The 16,957-nt window shown below is 65.9% G+C and carries 12 protein-coding genes and 1 pseudogene; 6 read left to right on the forward strand and 7 right to left on the reverse strand.

From position 1 onward, the window contains the following. The first annotated feature begins 67 nt into the window (after nucleotides 1–67). Entirely contained in the window at nucleotides 68–2,440 is a 2,373-nt protein-coding gene (locus tag PV761_RS18020; RefSeq protein ID WP_347898850.1) for an alpha-L-rhamnosidase C-terminal domain-containing protein, read from the forward strand. Nucleotides 2,441–2,494: 54 nt separating this feature from the next. After that, nucleotides 2,495–4,798 carry a glycoside hydrolase family 3 N-terminal domain-containing protein gene (locus PV761_RS18025; protein ID WP_347898852.1) on the forward strand — a complete coding sequence of 768 codons (2,304 nt, stop codon included), beginning with the start codon at nucleotides 2,495–2,497 and terminating at the stop codon, nucleotides 4,796–4,798. Nucleotides 4,799–4,883: 85 nt separating this feature from the next. Here the strand turns inward: PV761_RS18025 and PV761_RS18030 are convergent, their stop codons facing one another. Both PV761_RS18030 and PV761_RS18035 read right to left on the reverse strand, forming a co-directional pair. After that, complete coding sequence (locus tag PV761_RS18030) at nucleotides 4,884–5,387, reverse strand: DUF1801 domain-containing protein (RefSeq protein ID WP_347898854.1); 504 nt, start codon at nucleotides 5,385–5,387, stop codon at nucleotides 4,884–4,886. A gap of 33 nt (nucleotides 5,388–5,420) precedes the next feature. Next, on the reverse strand, nucleotides 5,421–6,215 hold the full coding sequence (locus tag PV761_RS18035; RefSeq protein WP_347898856.1) for a hypothetical protein: 795 nt from the start codon (nucleotides 6,213–6,215) through the stop codon (nucleotides 5,421–5,423). Between the two features lie 149 nt (nucleotides 6,216–6,364). Between PV761_RS18035 and PV761_RS18040 the strand changes: the two genes are divergently transcribed. From PV761_RS18040 to PV761_RS18050, 3 genes are all read left to right on the forward strand, one after another. Further along, the gene (locus PV761_RS18040) at nucleotides 6,365–6,922 is read left to right on the forward strand and encodes a putative immunity protein (protein WP_028272756.1); all 558 of its coding nucleotides are present in this window, start codon (nucleotides 6,365–6,367) and stop codon (nucleotides 6,920–6,922) included. Between the two features lie 210 nt (nucleotides 6,923–7,132). Beyond that, nucleotides 7,133–7,390, forward strand: a complete 258-nt coding sequence (locus PV761_RS18045; RefSeq protein WP_347898858.1) for a hypothetical protein — start codon at nucleotides 7,133–7,135, stop codon at nucleotides 7,388–7,390. 186 nt (nucleotides 7,391–7,576) lie between these two features. Beyond that, nucleotides 7,577–8,281, forward strand: a complete 705-nt coding sequence (locus tag PV761_RS18050; protein ID WP_347898860.1) for an SOS response-associated peptidase — start codon at nucleotides 7,577–7,579, stop codon at nucleotides 8,279–8,281. Nucleotides 8,282–8,334: 53 nt separating this feature from the next. Here PV761_RS18050 and PV761_RS18055 read toward each other — a convergent pair whose 3' ends face one another. Then, nucleotides 8,335–8,655: a hypothetical protein gene (locus PV761_RS18055; RefSeq protein ID WP_347898862.1), complete on the reverse strand. Its 321-nt coding sequence runs from the start codon at nucleotides 8,653–8,655 to the stop codon at nucleotides 8,335–8,337. Nucleotides 8,656–9,155: 500 nt separating this feature from the next. Between PV761_RS18055 and PV761_RS18060 the strand changes: the two are divergent. Then, nucleotides 9,156–11,311: pseudogene (locus PV761_RS18060) on the forward strand (glycogen debranching N-terminal domain-containing protein). Nucleotides 11,312–11,398: 87 nt separating this feature from the next. Here PV761_RS18060 and PV761_RS18065 read toward each other — a convergent pair. The 4 genes from PV761_RS18065 to PV761_RS18080 are packed head-to-tail and all read right to left on the reverse strand — an operon-like array spanning nucleotide 11,399 to nucleotide 16,807. After that, the gene (locus PV761_RS18065) at nucleotides 11,399–12,772 is read right to left on the reverse strand and encodes an L-serine ammonia-lyase (RefSeq protein WP_347898864.1); all 1,374 of its coding nucleotides are present in this window, start codon (nucleotides 12,770–12,772) and stop codon (nucleotides 11,399–11,401) included. Then, nucleotides 12,773–13,408 carry a sarcosine oxidase subunit gamma family protein gene (locus tag PV761_RS18070; protein WP_347898866.1) on the reverse strand — a complete coding sequence of 212 codons (636 nt, stop codon included), beginning with the start codon at nucleotides 13,406–13,408 and terminating at the stop codon, nucleotides 12,773–12,775. Next, a complete protein-coding gene (locus PV761_RS18075; RefSeq protein ID WP_347898868.1) occupies nucleotides 13,401–16,346 on the reverse strand; it encodes a sarcosine oxidase subunit alpha family protein in 2,946 nt (981 codons plus the stop codon). The genes PV761_RS18070 and PV761_RS18075 overlap by 8 nt, the downstream gene beginning before the upstream one ends. Further along, nucleotides 16,343–16,807, reverse strand: coding sequence for a sarcosine oxidase subunit delta (locus tag PV761_RS18080; protein ID WP_347898870.1), 465 nt, complete (start codon nucleotides 16,805–16,807; stop codon nucleotides 16,343–16,345). Before PV761_RS18080 ends, PV761_RS18075 begins: the two co-directional genes overlap by 4 nt. Nucleotides 16,808–16,957: the final 150 nt, after the last annotated feature.

The raw sequence follows: 16,957 nt of genomic DNA on the forward strand, positions 1-16,957 counted from the left end.
CCATGGCCGCCCCTCGCTACTCACCCTTTGCCGACCAACCGGCAACCCCACGAAACGTCGATGAGAAATGAAAAGCTTCCCAGTGGTTCAAACAGAGCACGTCGTTACGAAGCAGGATCTGGGCGGTCCGTGGTTCGAACTGCCTGCGGGCCCCGATGGGGTACCCGGCGACGGTGTCGCATCGTCCATGCGGTTCCGTTCCCGCGTCGCCGTCGATTCCCCCGTAGCCGGCCCGGCATGGCTCCATATCAGCGCCGACTCACGCTACCGGCTGCACATCAACGGCGCACTTGTCGCCGCCGGCCCCGCCAAGCCTTCCGGCCGGACGTGGTTCGCTGATGCCGTCGACGTCGCTTCCTTCCTTGTCGCCGGTGAGAACATCATCGGGATCGACGTCTTGACGTATTCACCGACGTCCCTCGGAAACGCGTCGGTCCAGCGTACGGGCAGGCCCGGTTTGCTGGTCAGGGGAATCGTCGGGGAAACGGACCTTTCGGTTCCGACGGCCTGGAAATGCCGGCCGGTGAAGGGGCGTCGGTTCCATCAGGGCCGCAGCACTCTTTTCCTCGGCATCCAGGAAACAGTGGATGGGGCCGTCAGCGAGCACGGCTGGCTCAGCGGAAGTTTCAATGACGCCGCCTGGCGGATCCCCGCGCTGGACAGCCAGGAGCCGTTCATCGCAACACCCAGGCCGCCCCTTGCAGCACGGCCCATACCGCAGCTGACACTGGCCCCCGTGCCGGTCATCGGCGTCACCAGGACTTCGGACCCGGGACTTGACTGGACACGGCTCCTCAGCGGCAACACGGTGGAGATCCCGCCCAACTCAGACGTTAGCGTTGATGTGGACGCCGGGTTCCTGATGACCGCGTTCCTGGCCATTGCCGTCGAAGCGGGCCACGGCGCCCGGCTGCAGCTCACGGCGGCCGAGTGCTACGAACAGCTCCCCGTTGACATACCCTGGCTCCGCCGGAAAGCAGACCGCACCGATCACGTCACCGGTGACCTCTACGGGGACCCGGACCACTACGTCTTCGCGGGGACCGGCACCCCGAACGCCCCAGAAGTATTCTCGCCCTTCTGGTTCAGGACCTTCCGGTACCTGCGGCTCAGAATCACCACGACGGACGCGCCCCTCCGGCTGCAATCCCTGAAACTCACCCGGACGCATTATCCGCTCGACGTCACGGGCTCGTTCTCATCGTCCTCGGATGTGCAGCGTCAGCTGTGGGACGTGAGCGTTCGGACCCTGCTGAACTGCATGCATGAAACCTTCGAGGACTGCCCGTTCTATGAACAGCTGCAATACGCCATGGACACCCGTTCTCAGGCACTGTTTTCGCTGCACCTGTCGGCTGATGACCGGCTCATCAGGCGGGCCATCGGGGACTTCGCGGCCTCCGGAAGCCCGACCGGGCTGACCGAAAGCCGTTCCCCCTGTGTCGAGCCCCAGTTCATCCCCGGCTTCTCTCTCTACTGGATCAGGATGGTCGCAGAGCACGTCGATTTCGTTGGCGACCGTTCCTTCACCGAGCGGTTCATCGGCAGGATAGACGCCGTCCTGGGCTACTTTGACGACCGGCTGTCCCCCGACGGATTCATCATCTCCGCCGAGGGCGACGGTATTCTGTGGAACTTCGTTGACTGGACAGAAGCCTGGCGGGCCAGCCGCGGCGTCCCCGATCTGGGACCCCGCCGGGCTAACACCATAGCCACATTCATGTACATCTCCGCCCTGAAGTCAGCGGCATCCATCGCGGACTTCTGCGGGCGGACAGGACTCGCCGAGGAGTACACCTCCCGCGCGGACGCCGTGACCCGCCGGATTGCGGACGGGCCTGCCTGGGACGAGCAAACAGGCTATTACCTAGACACGGACAGCGGGTCACCGCAGAGCGTCCACGCCCAGATGTGGGCCGTCCTCTCCGGAGTTGTGCAGGGCGCTGCGGCCGCGGACCTGCTCCGCAGGGCCGTGGCGGACAGTCGCCTTGCTCCGTGCTCCTACGCCACCGCACTGGACCTTTTTGATGCCCTCCGGCTTGCCGGCGCCCACTACAGCGTGGACTGGAAACCCTGGGAGGACATGCTGGCTCAAAACCTTACGACCTGGGCAGAAGACACGGTAAGCCTGCGCAGTGATTGCCACGCCTGGGGCAGCGTGCCGCTGCAGCACTTCCCGCGTTACATCCTCGGCGTGTCACCGGCAGCGCCAGGCTTCACAAGCGTTGCCATCGACCCGGCACCGAGCGACCTGGAGTGGGCCGAAGGAACCGTCCCCACCCCCCAGGGCTTGGTCACGGTGGCGTGGAAACGCACGCCTTCCGGCCGGGAGGTGACAGTCTCCGCCCCCGTAGCCGCCGTGCTGAACCTTCCCGCTACCGCTTCCGGAACCACCGAGCACGTCGACACCGGCCGACGCACCTTGACCTTCATCCTCTGACGACCTACATCCTCTGACGCACTGCCGCGCAGCAACCAAGAAATGAGAATCCCCGTGAACACACCGCAGAGCGACCTCCGCACCGCCCCCTACACCAACCCCGCGTTGCCCATCCTGGAACGGGTTGATGACCTGCTGGGCAGGATGACGCTGGAAGAGAAGGTGGGCCAGATGCTGCAGCTCGACGCCCGCGGAAACATCGAGGACCTGGTGCTCGGCAAACTGGCCGGATCACTCCTGCACGCCTCCCCCGAACGCATTATGGAAGCACGCAAACTCTTGCTCACCACGCGTTTGCAGATCCCCCTGCTGATGGCAGACGACTGCATCCACGGCCACTCATTCTGGCCCGGAGCCACCATCTTCCCAACGCAACTTGGCATGGCGAGCACCTGGGACCCTGCCCTCGTGGAAAAGGGAGCCCGCGCCACGGCCGTCGAAGTCGCTTCCACCGGGCTGCACTGGACCTTCTCCCCCGTCCTCTGCATCAGCCGTGACCTACGCTGGGGCCGGGTCAACGAGACCTTCGGCGAGGATCCGCACCTGATCGGCGCCCTCGGAAAAGCCATGATCCGCGGCTACCAGGGAAACGGACTCACAGACACCACCGCCATCCTCGCCACCGCGAAACACTTCGCGGGATACTCAGAAACCCAGGGTGGCCGGGACGCCAGCGAGGCGGACATCAGCCGGCGGAAACTGCGGTCGTGGTTCCTACCGCCATTCCAGGAAGCAGTGGAAGCCGGGTGCCGCACCTTCATGCTCGGATACCAGGCCATCGACGGAATCCCCGTGACAGCCAACAAGTGGCTGCTCAACGACGTCCTCAAGGGCGAGTGGGGATTCACCGGCACGCTGGTCACCGACTGGGACAATGTAGGGCGCATGGTGTGGGAACAGAGGGTTTGCGAGGACGACGTCCAGGCAGCAACCGTCGCAGTGGAAGCCGGGAACGACCTCGTTATGACGACGCCGCAGTTCTTCGAAGGAGCGCAGGAGGCCGTCAGGCGCGGTGATCTGGACGAGCGGCTGATCGACGACGCCGTGCGCCGGCTGCTGACCCTGAAATTCGAACTCGGGCTGTTCGAGAATCCCCGCATCCCGGACGCGGCCCGGCAGGCCAAGGTCATCGGCTCCGCAGAGCACGCCGCAGTCAACCTGGAAATGGCCCGACGCTCGCTCGTCCTTCTCACCAACGATGGCACGCTGCCGCTCGACGGCGGTCTGGTCCCGTCGGGCACGGTCAGGGCCGGAATTTCCGGCGAGCCACGAACGATTGCCATCATCGGTCCCAACGCCGATGACCCCCACGCACAGCTGGGCGATTGGGCCGGCGCCTCCGGGCAAATCAACTGGCTGACTGACGGTCACCCAAGGCACCTGACCTCAACCGTGCTCGACGGGTTCCGCGCAGCCGTGCCGGAGGATTGGACCGTCACCCATGCCCGAGGGGCCGACATCGGGCGGCTCGTGCCGGACCCGGCAGGACCCACCTACGCCGACGGACAGCCGCGGCCTCCGATGTTCCTGGCAGCCGGGACCGATGAGGCCATGCTCCAGGAAGCGGTCCAGGCTGCCCGGAACGCCGACTACGTCGTCGCCGTCATCGGCGACACCGTGGCGCTGGCCGGCGAGACCAAATCGACGGCAACCCTGGAACTCCAAGGCGGCCAAATCGAGCTTGTGGACCGCCTCATCAAAACCGGCGTTCCCGTCGTCGTCGTTCTCGTTCAATCAAAGCCCTCGGTCCTGCCGCGGTCCGTCCTCGACGCCGCTGCCATCATCGAGGCGTTCAACCCCGGCATGATGGGTGGCCGGGCCGTCGCCGAACTGGTCCTGGGGCTGATCGAACCGACCGGCCGGTTACCCATCTCCTTCGCACGCCACGCCGGTCAACTCCCTATCTACTACAACCAAATCCGGGGCCAGCACGGCGACCGCTACGCAGACCTGTCCCAAGACCCGCTGTTCGCATTCGGCGAAGGCCTCAGCTACACCACCATCGAATACTCCGGGCTCCGAATCCTTAACGAATCAGTTACTCCTGACGACACAGTGCAAGCCGTCGTAACCCTCAGAAACACCGGAAACCGGCCTGCCATCGAGACCGTCCAGGCCTACGTCACCGACGTCGTCACCAGTGTGACCTGGGCGGAACGCGAGCTGAAGTTGTTCACGCGGGTGCGCGTCGGGCCCGGACAATCCGTCGACGTCGAACTGTCCCTCCCGGCCTCCGCATGCTCCCTCGTGGACCAAAACGGCCACCGAGTCGTCGAACCGGGTGTCTTTGAGCTCCTGGTCGGCAAGAACTCCCGCGACGCCGGGATGCTGAAGGCAGAATTCCGGATCACCGCATAGCCCCCGCAAGACCCGGTCAGGAGACGTCAAGTCCGAGGCCCCGATTGGGGCGGCCAAAGGGGCCAGAAGGCAGGTTAATTCGGGTTCAACGCCTTTTGCCCCCGACACCCGGCACGGACGCGGCCTGCTTCATCCACGCCGCATTCTGTCGCTCGTCGATGTCCTCGATGGATTCGAGCTCCACGCCCCGCGTCGACTTGCCCATCCCGACCGGTGTCACCGGCGGTTCAGGCTCGAGCGCCCCACCATTGATGAACATGAGCTTCACATGGCCGGCAAAGCCGCCGCAGCTGAAACACCATCCGTCGCCGACACCGTAGTAAGCCATGCCCCACTTCACGGAGCGCCGGAGGCCGGGCAGCGTCTTCGCCGCCAGCGCATCGACCGCTTCGGCGATGCCGCGCTGCGGCTGCGGCAGGCTGGCGATATAGGCGAAGACCGGCTTGTCTCCGACCGCCGCTTTCGCGGGGCTGGCCCTGCCGGTCATGGCTTCCGGCAGCGTGGTGGCGGCATCGGCATCTGCCCCGGCGTGCGTGGCCGGCTTTTGGGCTTCCCTCTTACCGATCTCCCTACTCGTCATGGAGAGCATTATTCCTCACGCCTCCCGGGACGCCGCCGGTCCTCAGGCAATCAGGTTGAGCGTGAGTTCCACGGCACTGAGGAAGAGCGCCAGAACCGACGTGCCAAGCCCAGCCACCAAAAGCAGGCCCGGGTGGGCCAGACCCACCACAACGCGCCGGAGTTGGGGCGAATGCCGCAGGAACCTCTTGGGCAGCCGCGACTCTTCCGGGATCTGCCGCCACCCGCGGAGACGGCGCAGGAACCACGCGCAGCGCACGATAAGCGCCATCCACAACACCGACACAACCAGCGGGACCGCCGCAAGGAGCAGATTGAACCCCAATGACGTCACGGCACGTTCCGAGTTCCCGGCCAGTGCCTGCACCGTTGTGGAAATCGAGCCGCTGGCCACGACGGAGAGGCCCCACACCAGAAACGCGGCCGTCAGCGCGAGGAACCGGACAAAGAAGTGCGCGAGCACCGATTCCTTCTGGGGCTTGAGGTAGCGACGAGGGGTCGCATGGAGCACGGCCACAGTGCAGGCCAGTGTGGGCAGGGCCGCCATCCCCACCAGCACGTACCAGGTCCAGCCGGCGAGGTCCACGAACTCGTCAACGACGATCAGCAACGCCCAGAAACCGGTCCAAACCCAGCCTGCATAAAGCGGATTCCGGATCAGCCAAGCAGGCAGACGCTGAGCCACCGGGACAGAGGGCGGAACAGGTGGCAAGGAATCAGGATTCCGGACCCTCCCAGTTACGGGCGCAACAGCAGCCGGACCGACGCCGACGGCGCCGTTGGGCAGGGCCCCTGCCCGGGCGTCCGGCGGGTTTTGTTCCCCTTCAGCCATGCTCATGGGCTCACTGTAGCAATGCGGGAGGCGGGTCCGCCGTCGTCCGTCCCTGCGGTTGAGTACGGCGCGGGGCAGCGGAGAGCCGCTGGGTATCGCTGAGGAAATCGGCCCGTTCCAGGGTCGGGGCCGGAAGCCGTGTGTAGGGTACTGATATGGCTTCTCCGCAGACGCTAAGCGAGGCCGAGCGCCGCGTCGTCGCAAGTTGGGCAGCCGACTGCGCTGAGCGGGTCGTTGCCTTATTTGAGGCAGAGGCGCCGGCAGATGGCCGCCCCCGTGATGCGATCGCCCGAGCCCGGGCCTTCGCCCGCGGTGAGCTCAGTGCCGCCGACGAGATCCGCCGGCGGTTTGTTGCCGGCCGTGCCGCAGGAGAGGTAGACAGCCCTGCTGCGGTGGCTGCCGCCCGGTCTGCCACGCAAGCCGCAGCCGTCGCCCACATGGGAGCGCACGCCTTGGGCGCCGCCGCCTATGCCGCGAAAGCGGCCGGGCTGGCAGCACCCCATCGACCCGGGACGGTCGACGACGAAGTCCGGTGGCAACTCGAGCACATGACTGACGAAGCCCGGTCTGCGCTTCGACGCTTGCCGCCGCTAGGTGAAAATTCCGCCGGTCCGCTGGGTCCAGGACTGCTCTCGTCCGGCATCCTCGCCACGATCATCCGCGCGATCCAGGCCGACCTGGCTCGCCCTGACCGGCCTGCCTCCCCCAACTGAAACTGCTGCCCACCCGCGGTCCTGTCCGGAGGCACGTTCGGTGCTGCCGCAGGCTATGGCCGCCGGCTACCCGGCAGACTTAAACTTGTTGTACTTTCCGGGATTTCGTGCACGAGGGAGAAATGTCATGGAGATCATGGAGCAGGTGCGTGAAGGAATGCACGTCGTGGCATCTGACGGGAAGAAGATTGGCAAGTCGAGGACCTGAAAATGGGTGACCCGGAGGCAGTGACCTCAGACGGCCAGACTGACCCGGAAACAGGAGGCCTCGCCAACACCGTGATCGAAAGCTTTGCTGTTTCCTCCAGCCTGCCTCGGCACGCTGCAGAAAGGCTCCTGCGGATCGGCTATGTAAAGGTCAACAGGTCCGGTTTCCTGGCCGGGCACGGCTACTTCGCCTCGGATGAGCTGGACCGGGTCGACGGCGATACTTTGTGGCTCAAAGCGGGCCGGAACGCAGATTCATAGAGAGCCGAAAGCCCATATGGCAGGGCCGACCGGATGGAAGCACGAAGCGCGAGTACGCGATGGAAACCCGCAGCGGGGAAACAGGTAGCGCTCACTCACGCCGGTCAACCGGAGACGTCATAGACTTTGGTTCCGTTCGCCGCCTGGGGGATTTCCGGCCACCCTCCCGTGTAGCAGAATGGGCGCATGTGCGGCAGATACGTGATGTCAAAGGCGACCGGGGATCTTCTCTCGAAGTTTGATGCCAAGGAAATCGAGGGCACCCCGCCCGCGCCGAGCTGGAACGTGGCCCCTACACAGGACGTTCCGATCATCGCCGAAAGGCTGGACGAGGGCGCCTTTGACCGGCGGCTGCTGATCGCCCGCTGGGGCCTGGTCCCGTCCTGGGCCAAAGACCTCAAGATCGGCTCTCGGCTGATCAACGCCCGGAGCGAATCCATCCTGGAGAAGCCCTCGTTCCGCAAAGCAGCCGTGAAGCGCCGAGCCGTGATTCCCGCGGAGGGCTACTACGAATGGCAGAAGACCGAGGACGGGAAGAAGATCCCGAACTACCTTTACTCCGAGACGGACGACGTCCTCGCCTTCGCCGGCCTCTACGAGTTCTGGCCGGACCCGACTCTGCCCGAGGACGATCCCGGCCGCTGGCTCCTCAGCTGCACGGTCCTCACCACGACGTCCCATGACACGCTCGGGCACGTCCACGACCGCGCCCCCGTTATCGTCCCTCCAGCCATGTACGCGGACTGGCTAAACCCCGGAACGACCGACAAAGATGCCGTGCAGCGGCTCCTGAACGGCATCCCGGAGCCGGTTCTTACTCCGCGCGTCGTTAGCGACCGGGTGAACAGCGTCCGGAACGACGGGCCGGAACTCATTGAACCGGCCTCCTGAACCACCTCGTCTATGACGAACGCTGGCGGTTAAGAACGCCCTCTTAACTGTTCCTACTCACCATCGTCCGGTGACGCCGCGGCATGCCTTCCGGACGGCGCTCTCCTGACAACGGGAACAGCTGCTGTATCGAAAAACTGATAGTCGGTCGCTGGAACACGGATGGTTCCGGCAGCCTCCGCTTTCTCCCGGATGAAATCGTGATCGGCCCGCGAAAGCACAATCTGCCCGTGCGGGTCGCACTCGAAGTCCCTGCGGGCTTCCTTGCTGATTTTTGCCGACACAGTACGGGGCACCACCAGACATCCCGGATTTTCCAGAAGCCAGGTCCGGGTCTCGGAATCGAGACGGTCCCACTCGTCCTTGAGGCTCATACCTGCCTGTACCCCTTCCAATACGTCTTGTCATGAGGTGAATTCCGTTTAGAGTACGCCTCCAGTCATGCGGTTGACAGCCCCCAAACGTGCCCGCGGGAATTACCGGCCCGGAGGCCACGCCAACCGGCCCGGGAGCGACCATAATGCCGCAAGGGAGGTGGGAGCCTCGCCGGCTTTTCCTTCAAAAAGGGGTGTGACCGGGCAGAAAGACAGGTAACTGATACTCCAGCCCAAACCGGGACGTCTGCTTACAGTTTTTATGAGAGGTCGTTTTCCTTGGAAACAACTCTCGGCGGTAGCTGCGCCAGTGCCCGGATCACGGTGGGCAGCCTTTCGTCAGCACCCCGGCAGTTTCGGCCGAAGATTGGAAGGCCACAGTGCCTGTTATCAAAGCCCGTAGAGGCGTAGCGTCAATCCAACGGAGTACTGCGGCGATCGACGGTTCCACTTAGAGCCCGTGCCGTCGCCCCGGTCTTGAGCCGTTTGAGGAGGCGGGGATGGCTGGATGGAATGCTGACACAGCTGCTGGGCCCGTAGGGTCCGGGACGGTCACTTTGGTGGAGGGTTCATCCTTCTGTATTTCGTTGGCCAATGGCGACATCCATCCGGAACATCCGCACGGTGTCTTCTACGAGGACACCCGCATCCTGTCGCGCTGGAACCTGGCAATCAATGGGCAGCCGCTGGAGGCGCTGACAGCTTCGACGATGGAACCCTATCGGGCCTTGTTTATCGGCCGCGTTCCCCGCTCCGACGGATACGCGGACAGCCCCCTGATCGTGGAGCGCCTGCGGGAAGTGGGTGCAGGGATCACGGAGGAGATCACCATCCGGAACTACTCTTTGGACGAAACCGACTGTGTGGTCACCTTCAACGTTGAATCGGACTTCGCGGACCTCTTTGAAGTCAAGGAGGCACGTGTCCAGCGGCGGTGGGAGGAAGTCCGCCAAACGGAGGGCGACTCACTCACCATTGAGGCAGCCTGGCAGGACGTCCGCAAGGGCGTGGTCGTTAATGCGAGTGGCGCAGACGTCACCCCGGAGGCACTGACCTATCGGGTGGTCGTTCCGGCGCGCGGACACTGGAGCACCCGGGTGAACGTAGTGCCAGCCGTCGACGGCACCGGCCGCGTGGCACCGTTCGTTCGTCCGGTTCCAGGTGAGGTTTCTCCCAGCGACCGTCGCCGCCAGGAGTGGGTTGCGAAGATTCCCAAACTGCACATGGGTAACCGCTCCATCGAGCGGACCCTGCGTCGCAGCTACGACGACCTGGGCGCCCTCCGCATCGAGGACCCCGCCCACCCGGAGCGGATCGTGGTGGCCGCCGGCGCACCGTGGTTCATGACGCTATTTGGCCGGGACTCGCTCTGGGCCTCGGAAATGGCACTACCGGTGGACCCGTCAGTGGCACTCGGGACCTTGCAGACACTGGCTGACCGGCAAGGCAGTGTGGTGGATCCGATGAGCGAGGAGGAGCCGGCAAGATCCTGCACGAGGTCAGGCTCGGTGTGTCCAGCGGGCTCTCCCTGGGCGGCAAGTCCGTCTACTACGGCAGCGTCGACGCGACCCCGCAATTCGTGATGACCCTCGCGTCCGTGAGCCGTTGGGGTTTTGCCAAGGACACCATTTCCGCGCTGCTGCCCCACGCCGACCGCGCACTGGATTGGATCCGGACATACGGTGACAAGGACGGTGACGGGTTTGTCGAGTATGAGCGGCTCAACGAGCAGGGCCTCGTCAACCAAGGCTGGAAAGACTCCTGGGACGGGATCAACTTCGCCGACGGGCGTGTGGCGGAGCCGCCCATCGCGCTCTGCGAAGTCCAGGCCCTCACCTACTCAGCGTTCTTGTCCCGGGCATGGATGGCGTACGACGCCGGTGACTCGGCTTTGGCTGCGCGGCTTACGGAGGACGCCGCACAGTTGAAGAAGAGGTTCAACGAACAGTTCTGGATGCCGGACCGCGGCTACTACGCCATCGCGCTGGACGGCAAGAAACGGCAGGTCGATGCGTGCGCATCCAACATGGGCCAGTGCCTGTGGCACGGCATCGTCGATGAAGACAAGGCTCCGAAGGTGGCTGAACGTCTCATGTCCCCCGAAATGTTCAGCGGCTGGGGCGTGCGAACCCTCGCCAGTGACATGGGCGCCTACAACCCCGCGAGTTACCACAACGGCTCGGTCTGGCCGCATGACAACGCGGTCATCGCCGCCGGCCTGATGCGCTACGGTTTTGTAAAAGAGGCGCAGAGGATCTCCACCGCCCTCTTCGAAGCGGCCGACTACACCGACGGCCGACTCCCGGAGCTGTTCTGTGGCTTCACTCGCGAGCAGGTCGCCGAGCCCGTGCCATATCCCACCGCATGCTCTCCACAGGCCTGGGCGGCCACGACACCGATCATGCTTGTGACGAGCCTGATGCGGTACGACGCCCATATTTCCCGCGGCGGATTCTGGATGGACCCGGCCCTCCCGGAATCCTACGGCGACCTGCACATCACCAACGCGCCCATGGCGGCAGGCCGGATCACCATCGACGTCAGGGCTTCAGAACCGTCCGTGCAGGGCCTGCCAGAGGGAATAGTCTTCCACCGTGGATATCGGCCGTGGCTGACTGAACTCGTGGAACAAGCCAAACTGGGAAACGACGGCTAGCAGGACCCCTGCGAAGCCAGACAGCAATGTTTGCGGCAAAAGCCCCGGGTGGATCTTGACACCCGGGGCTATGGCTACCTCCTCAGCTCAGCACTCGATGACGTTGACGGCGAGGCCTCCGCGGGAGGTTTCTTTGTATTTGGTTTTCATGTCCGCTCCTGTCTCACGCATGGTTTTGATGGCTTTGTCGAGGGATACTTTGTGGCTTCCGTCGCCGTGGAGGGAGAGTCGTGCGGCGTTGATGGCTTTCACGCTGGCGATGGCGTTCCGTTCGATGCAGGGGATTTGTACTAGTCCGCCGACGGGGTCGCAGGTCAGGCCGAGGTTGTGTTCGATGCCGACTTCGGCGGCGTTTTCGACTTGTTCGGGGGTTCCGCCGAGGACTTCGCAGAGCCCGGCGGCTGCCATGGAGCAGGCGGAACCCACCTCACCCTGGCAGCCCACCTCGGCGCCGGAGATGGAGGCGTTGATCTTGAACAGGATTCCGACGGCGGCCGCCGCCAGCAGGAAGCGGACCACGCCGTCGTCGTTGGCGCCGGGGACGAACTTCACGTAGTAGTGCAGCACCGCCGGGACGATGCCCGCCGCGCCGTTGGTGGGCGCGGTGACGATCCGGCCGCCGGCGGCGTTCTCCTCGTTCACGGCCAGGGCGAAGAGGTTCACCCATTCCATGGCCCGCAGCGGATCGGTCACGCCGGTGTCCGCCGTCAGGGTCTGGAACAACGACGGCGCACGGCGGCGAACGTTGAGGCCGCCCGGAAGGATTCCTTCCGCGGCGCAGCCGTTGTCCACGCATTCGCGCATGACGGCCCACAGCTTCAGCAGTTCCTCCCGGAGTTCGGTTTCGGTCCGCCATGTCAGTTCGTTGGCGAGCATGACGTCGGAGATGGACATGCCCTCGCGTTTGCAGATTGCCAGGAGTGCGTCGGCGGTGGTGAAGGGGTAGGGCAGGACGGTGTCATCAGCCACCACGTTGTCGCCCGGGGCGGCGTCCCCGTCGACGACGAAGCCGCCGCCGATGGAGTAGAAACTCCGTTCGCTCAGGACGGCCCCGGTGTGGTCCAGGGCGCGGAAGGTCATGCCGTTGGGGTGGGCCGGGAGGGACTTGCGGCGGTGCAGGAGCACGTCCTCGTCCCAGTTGAAGTCCACCCGGTGGGTTCCGGCGATCAGGAGTTCGGCGTCGAGGGCTGCGGCGGCGACCTGGTCGTCCGCGGTGGTGGTGTCCACGGTTTCGGGGTCCAGGCCCTTGAAGCCCAGGACCACGGCTTTGTCCGAGCCGTGGCCCCGCCCGGTCGCGCCGAGCGATCCGAACAGTTCTGCCTGGACGCGTTTGGTGGAGCTCAGGTGGCCGTCGCCTTTGAGTCCGTCGGCGAACAGCTTCGCTGCCCGCATCGGGCCGACCGTGTGGGAGGAGGACGGCCCGATGCCAACGGAGAACAGGTCCAGGACGCTGAGGGCCATTTAGGGGACCTCGGGCGAGGCGTACTCGCGCATGGCGTCCAGGAGCCAGCGGCCCAGGAAGTCCGCGAACGAGGCCCGGGGGAAGAGCCGGAAGCTTTCCTCGCCGGTCTTCTGCAGGACCACGGGGATGTTGCCGACCTCGGTGGAGAGCGCGGTTCCCGGGGTGAAGCTGCGCGGGTGCAGGTCCAGGGCACAGCCCTTTTCCAGGACGGCCCGGGCCCGCGGGCCGGTGAGCTCGAACGTGGTGCGGTTCGCGGAGAGGTCCACGACCTGGCCCGGGGCGCCGCCGAGGGCTTCGGTGAGGGAGCCGATGAGGTTCCCGCCCAAAGAGTCGTGGGCTTCTTCCGGTGCGATCACGAGGAACTCGGCCGGGCCGAGCCAGAGGACGCTGACGCCGTCGGCGCCGCCCACCTCGCCGCAGCGTGCGGGCAGGCCGCCGGTGCCGGCGGCAATCCGTGCGCCTTCTTCGGAGCGGGGGTTCACCCGGACCCCGGCCATGGTCTGGAAGGGGCCTTCGGCGAGGACGACCTTGCCGGGGACGGAGCCGGTTTCCAGTGCGGGAGCGAGGTGGGAGGCGGGGCTGCGGCGGATGTCCCGGAGTCCATTGATGCCTGTCAGTGCTGGGGTGTTAGCCATCTTTGCGGGTCCCTTCGGGGTCAAACAGTACGGTTTCGGCGACGACGACGTCCACGAGCTGGTCGCCGGCGGCAGCAGTGAGGGTTTCGCCAATGCGGTTGCGGCCGTTCTTGATCAGGGCCAGGCCAAAGGACCTGCCCAGGGCGGCGCTGTGGTAGCTGGAGGTGACGAAGCCTTCCATCGGGACCGGCCCGTAGGCGGGGTTGGTGGAACGGCCCTTCTCCACGAGCTGGGTGCCTTCGGGCAGCCGGATGGTGCCGTCCACGGGAAGGACGCTGACCAGGTGCTTGCGGTCCTCCCGGCTCGCGTCGGCCCGGGCGTAGGAGCGTTTGCCGATGAAGTCCTTGGCCTTGGAAACGATCCAGTCCATGCCCGCGTCCTGCGGGGTGACGGTCCCGTCCGTGTCCTGGCCGACGATCGGGTAGCCCTTCTCGGCGCGGAGCACGTGCATGGTTTCGGTGCCGTACGGGGTGATGTTGAACTCGGCCCCGGCCGCGGCCACGGCCTCCCAGGTGTTCAGCCCGTACCAGGACGGCACGTTGATCTCGTAGGCCAGCTCACCGGAGAACGAGATCCGGCAGATCCGGGCGCGGACGCCGGAGGCGAGGGTGGTTTCGCGGAACGTCATGAACGGGAACGCATCGGCTTCCAGTCCGCCGTCATTGGCGAGTTCCGGGGCCACCTTAGCCAGGACCGCCCGGGACTTGGGCCCGACGACGGCGATGGTGGACCACTGTTCGGTCACCGAGGTGCAGTGCACGTCCAGTTCGGGCCATTCGGTCTGCAGCCATTCTTCCAGCCAGTCCAGGACCTTCGCGGCACCGCCGGTGGTGGTGGTCATGAAGAACCGGTCCTCGTCCAGGCGCAGGGTCACACCGTCGTCGAAAATCATGCCGTCCGGACCGCACATCACACCGTAGCGGGCCGAGCCCGGGGCGAGCTTCTTGAACGCGTTGGTGTAGACCCGGTTGAGGAACTCACCGGCGTCCTTGCCCCGGATTTCGATCTTGCCCAGGGTGGTGGCGTCCATAAAGCCCACGGACTCCCGGACCGCGGCGCATTCGCGCAGCACCGCAGCATCCATGTCCTCGCCGGCCTGCGGGTAGTACCAGGGCCGCTTCCACTGCCCCACGTCCTCGAACAGGGCGCCCTTGGCAACATGCCACGGGTTGATCGACGTCACCCGGGCCGGGTCGAACAGCTCGCCGCGCTGGCGACCGGCCAGTGCCGCGAACGCGACCGGGGTGAACGGTGCACGGTAGGTGGTGGTGCCGATGTCGCCGATGCCGCGGGAGGCTTCGCCGGCGGTGCGGAGCGCGGCGGCGATCACGCCGATCGCGTTCACCCCGGAAGTCTTGCCCTGATCGTTGGCGGTGCTGATCGAGGTGTAGCGCTTGATGTGTTCCACCGAGCGCATCCCGGCCCCGGTGGAGCGGAGGACATCTGCCACGGACTGGTCGCGCTGGAAGTCCACGAAGTGGTGGTGCCAGTCATCCGGCGTGCCGGCCTGGCCCGGGACCAGCCACAGCTGCCGGGTCGGGGCGGACGCCTTCGGCTCCCCGATCACGGCGGGTTTGGTGTCGGATTCGAAGCCGGCGGCGATGGCGGCCGCGGCGCCGGCGGAGATGCCCTCGGCCAGGACGTCCGCGAGTTCGAAGCTGCCCCGGCCCGAACCGATGGTCTGCTGGTTCGGGACCACGGTGCCCGGCACAAACGCGGCGAGCTCCTCGTCCCAGCGCAGCTTGCCCTGGCGCTGGGAGTGCAGGTGCACCAGCGGGCTCCAGCCGCCGGAAACGGCCAGCAGGTCACAGGCGATCTCTTCAACACCGGAGGTGAGCTCGCCGTCGTCGTTGATGCTGCGGACGGTGACGCTCTCCACGCGGCCGTCCGCCGCAGAGGAGGAGGTGTCAGCGACCGCGCTGCCGATCAGCACCCGGGTGCCGGCCTCAACGGCGGCAGCCGCCACCGGGGTCAGGGCGGGGCGGGCGTCGACGACGGCGGCGACCTTGACGCCCGCAGCGCGGAGGTCCGCGGCCAGGGCGTACGCGGAATCATTGGTGGTGCCGATGACCACACGCTGCCCGGCGGCCACGGCATAGCGGTTGAGGTAGCTGCGGGCAGCGGAGGCCAGGATGATGCCGGGCCGGTCGTTGTTCTCGAACACCAGCGGGCGTTCATGCGCACCCGGAGCCAGCACCACCTGCTGGGCACGCACATGCCAGATCCGCTGGCGGGAGACGCCGGGTGCGGCCGGGCTGGACAGGTGGTCGGTGCGGTTCTGCACCGCGATGACGTAGTTCGCGTCATAGGCGCCGAAAGCGCTGGTGCGGTTCAGGACAGTGCATTCGGCGCCGGAGACGAGCTCGGCCTCAACGTCGGCTACCCATTCCAGGGCCGGCCTGCCCTCGATGGTCTCAGCCAGCCCGGGGGCGGTGGAGCCTGACAGCAGTGAGCCGCCCAGTTCGGGCTGGTCGTCCATCAGGATCACGCGGGCGCCGGTGCGGACCGCCTCACGGGCCGCGGCCAGGCCGGCGGGACCACCGCCGATCACCAGCACATCGGTGTGGACGTACTTCTTGTCGTACTCCGCACGGTCCTCGTCCGGGTCCAGCTTGCCCAGGCCGTTAAGGAGTTCAGCCTTCAACCCGTCCACCAGGGTCACGGTGGTCGCAGGCAGCATGGACTCGGCAACATCGCCCGGGAAACGCGGGGAGATCTTCACCATCGCGTTCGATTCCTCCACACCGGCGGACATGATGCCCCGGGCACGGTCCTCGTACAACGAGTTACCGGCCAAGATCCGGCCGTTGGCAATCAGGGCCGAGGCCAGCGTGTCCCCGGGATGGCCGGTGAACTCCTCCCCGTCCACGGTGAAACGCCAGGAAATGGTGCGGTCAATGCGTCCGCCGGCGGCGAGGCGGGCGTTCTGGGAAGTCACTTGGTTGCTCCTTCCGGGGCGATAGTGCCGGTGCCGGTTCCGGTTCCGGTGCTGGCGGTGGGGCTGGCGTGGGGTCCGGTGCTGGCGGGGGCGATGCTGGTGCCCGAGATGCTGGGCGCCGCGGTGCCGGTGGTGGTGCTGTCCGCGGCCAGGCTGGCCGTGCCCGTCTCGGCGGTCGGCTTCCCGGCGCTGTCCGGCCGGGGGGCGCCCATCGGGTAGACGGCCTGGATGTCGTACGTGACCGTGTCGCGGAGCATGTTGAACCACTGGCGGCAGCCCGTGCTGTGCAGCCAGCGCTCAGCGAACGTGCCCTTGGTGTTATCGCGGTAGAACAGGTACTCGGCCCACTCGCGGTCAGTCAGCTCGTTCGGGTTTTCCGGGTAGGCCACGTGGGCCTGGCCGCCATAGTGGAACTCGGTCTCGTCGCGCGAGCCGCAGTTGGGGCAGGAGATGAGCAGCATGTGCGTCTTCTTTCTAAAGTGCAGTGTTCGCTGGCGGCTAGTGGGCCACGGCGGCGGCGCCGTGTTCATCGACCAGGGCACCGGTTTCAAAACGTTCCAGCGCAAACGGCTTATTCAGCTTGTGCGGGGCACCCGTGGCGATATTGTGCG

This window comes from Arthrobacter sp. CC3 (genome assembly GCF_039907775.1).
GTDB lineage: Bacteria > Actinomycetota > Actinomycetes > Actinomycetales > Micrococcaceae > Arthrobacter.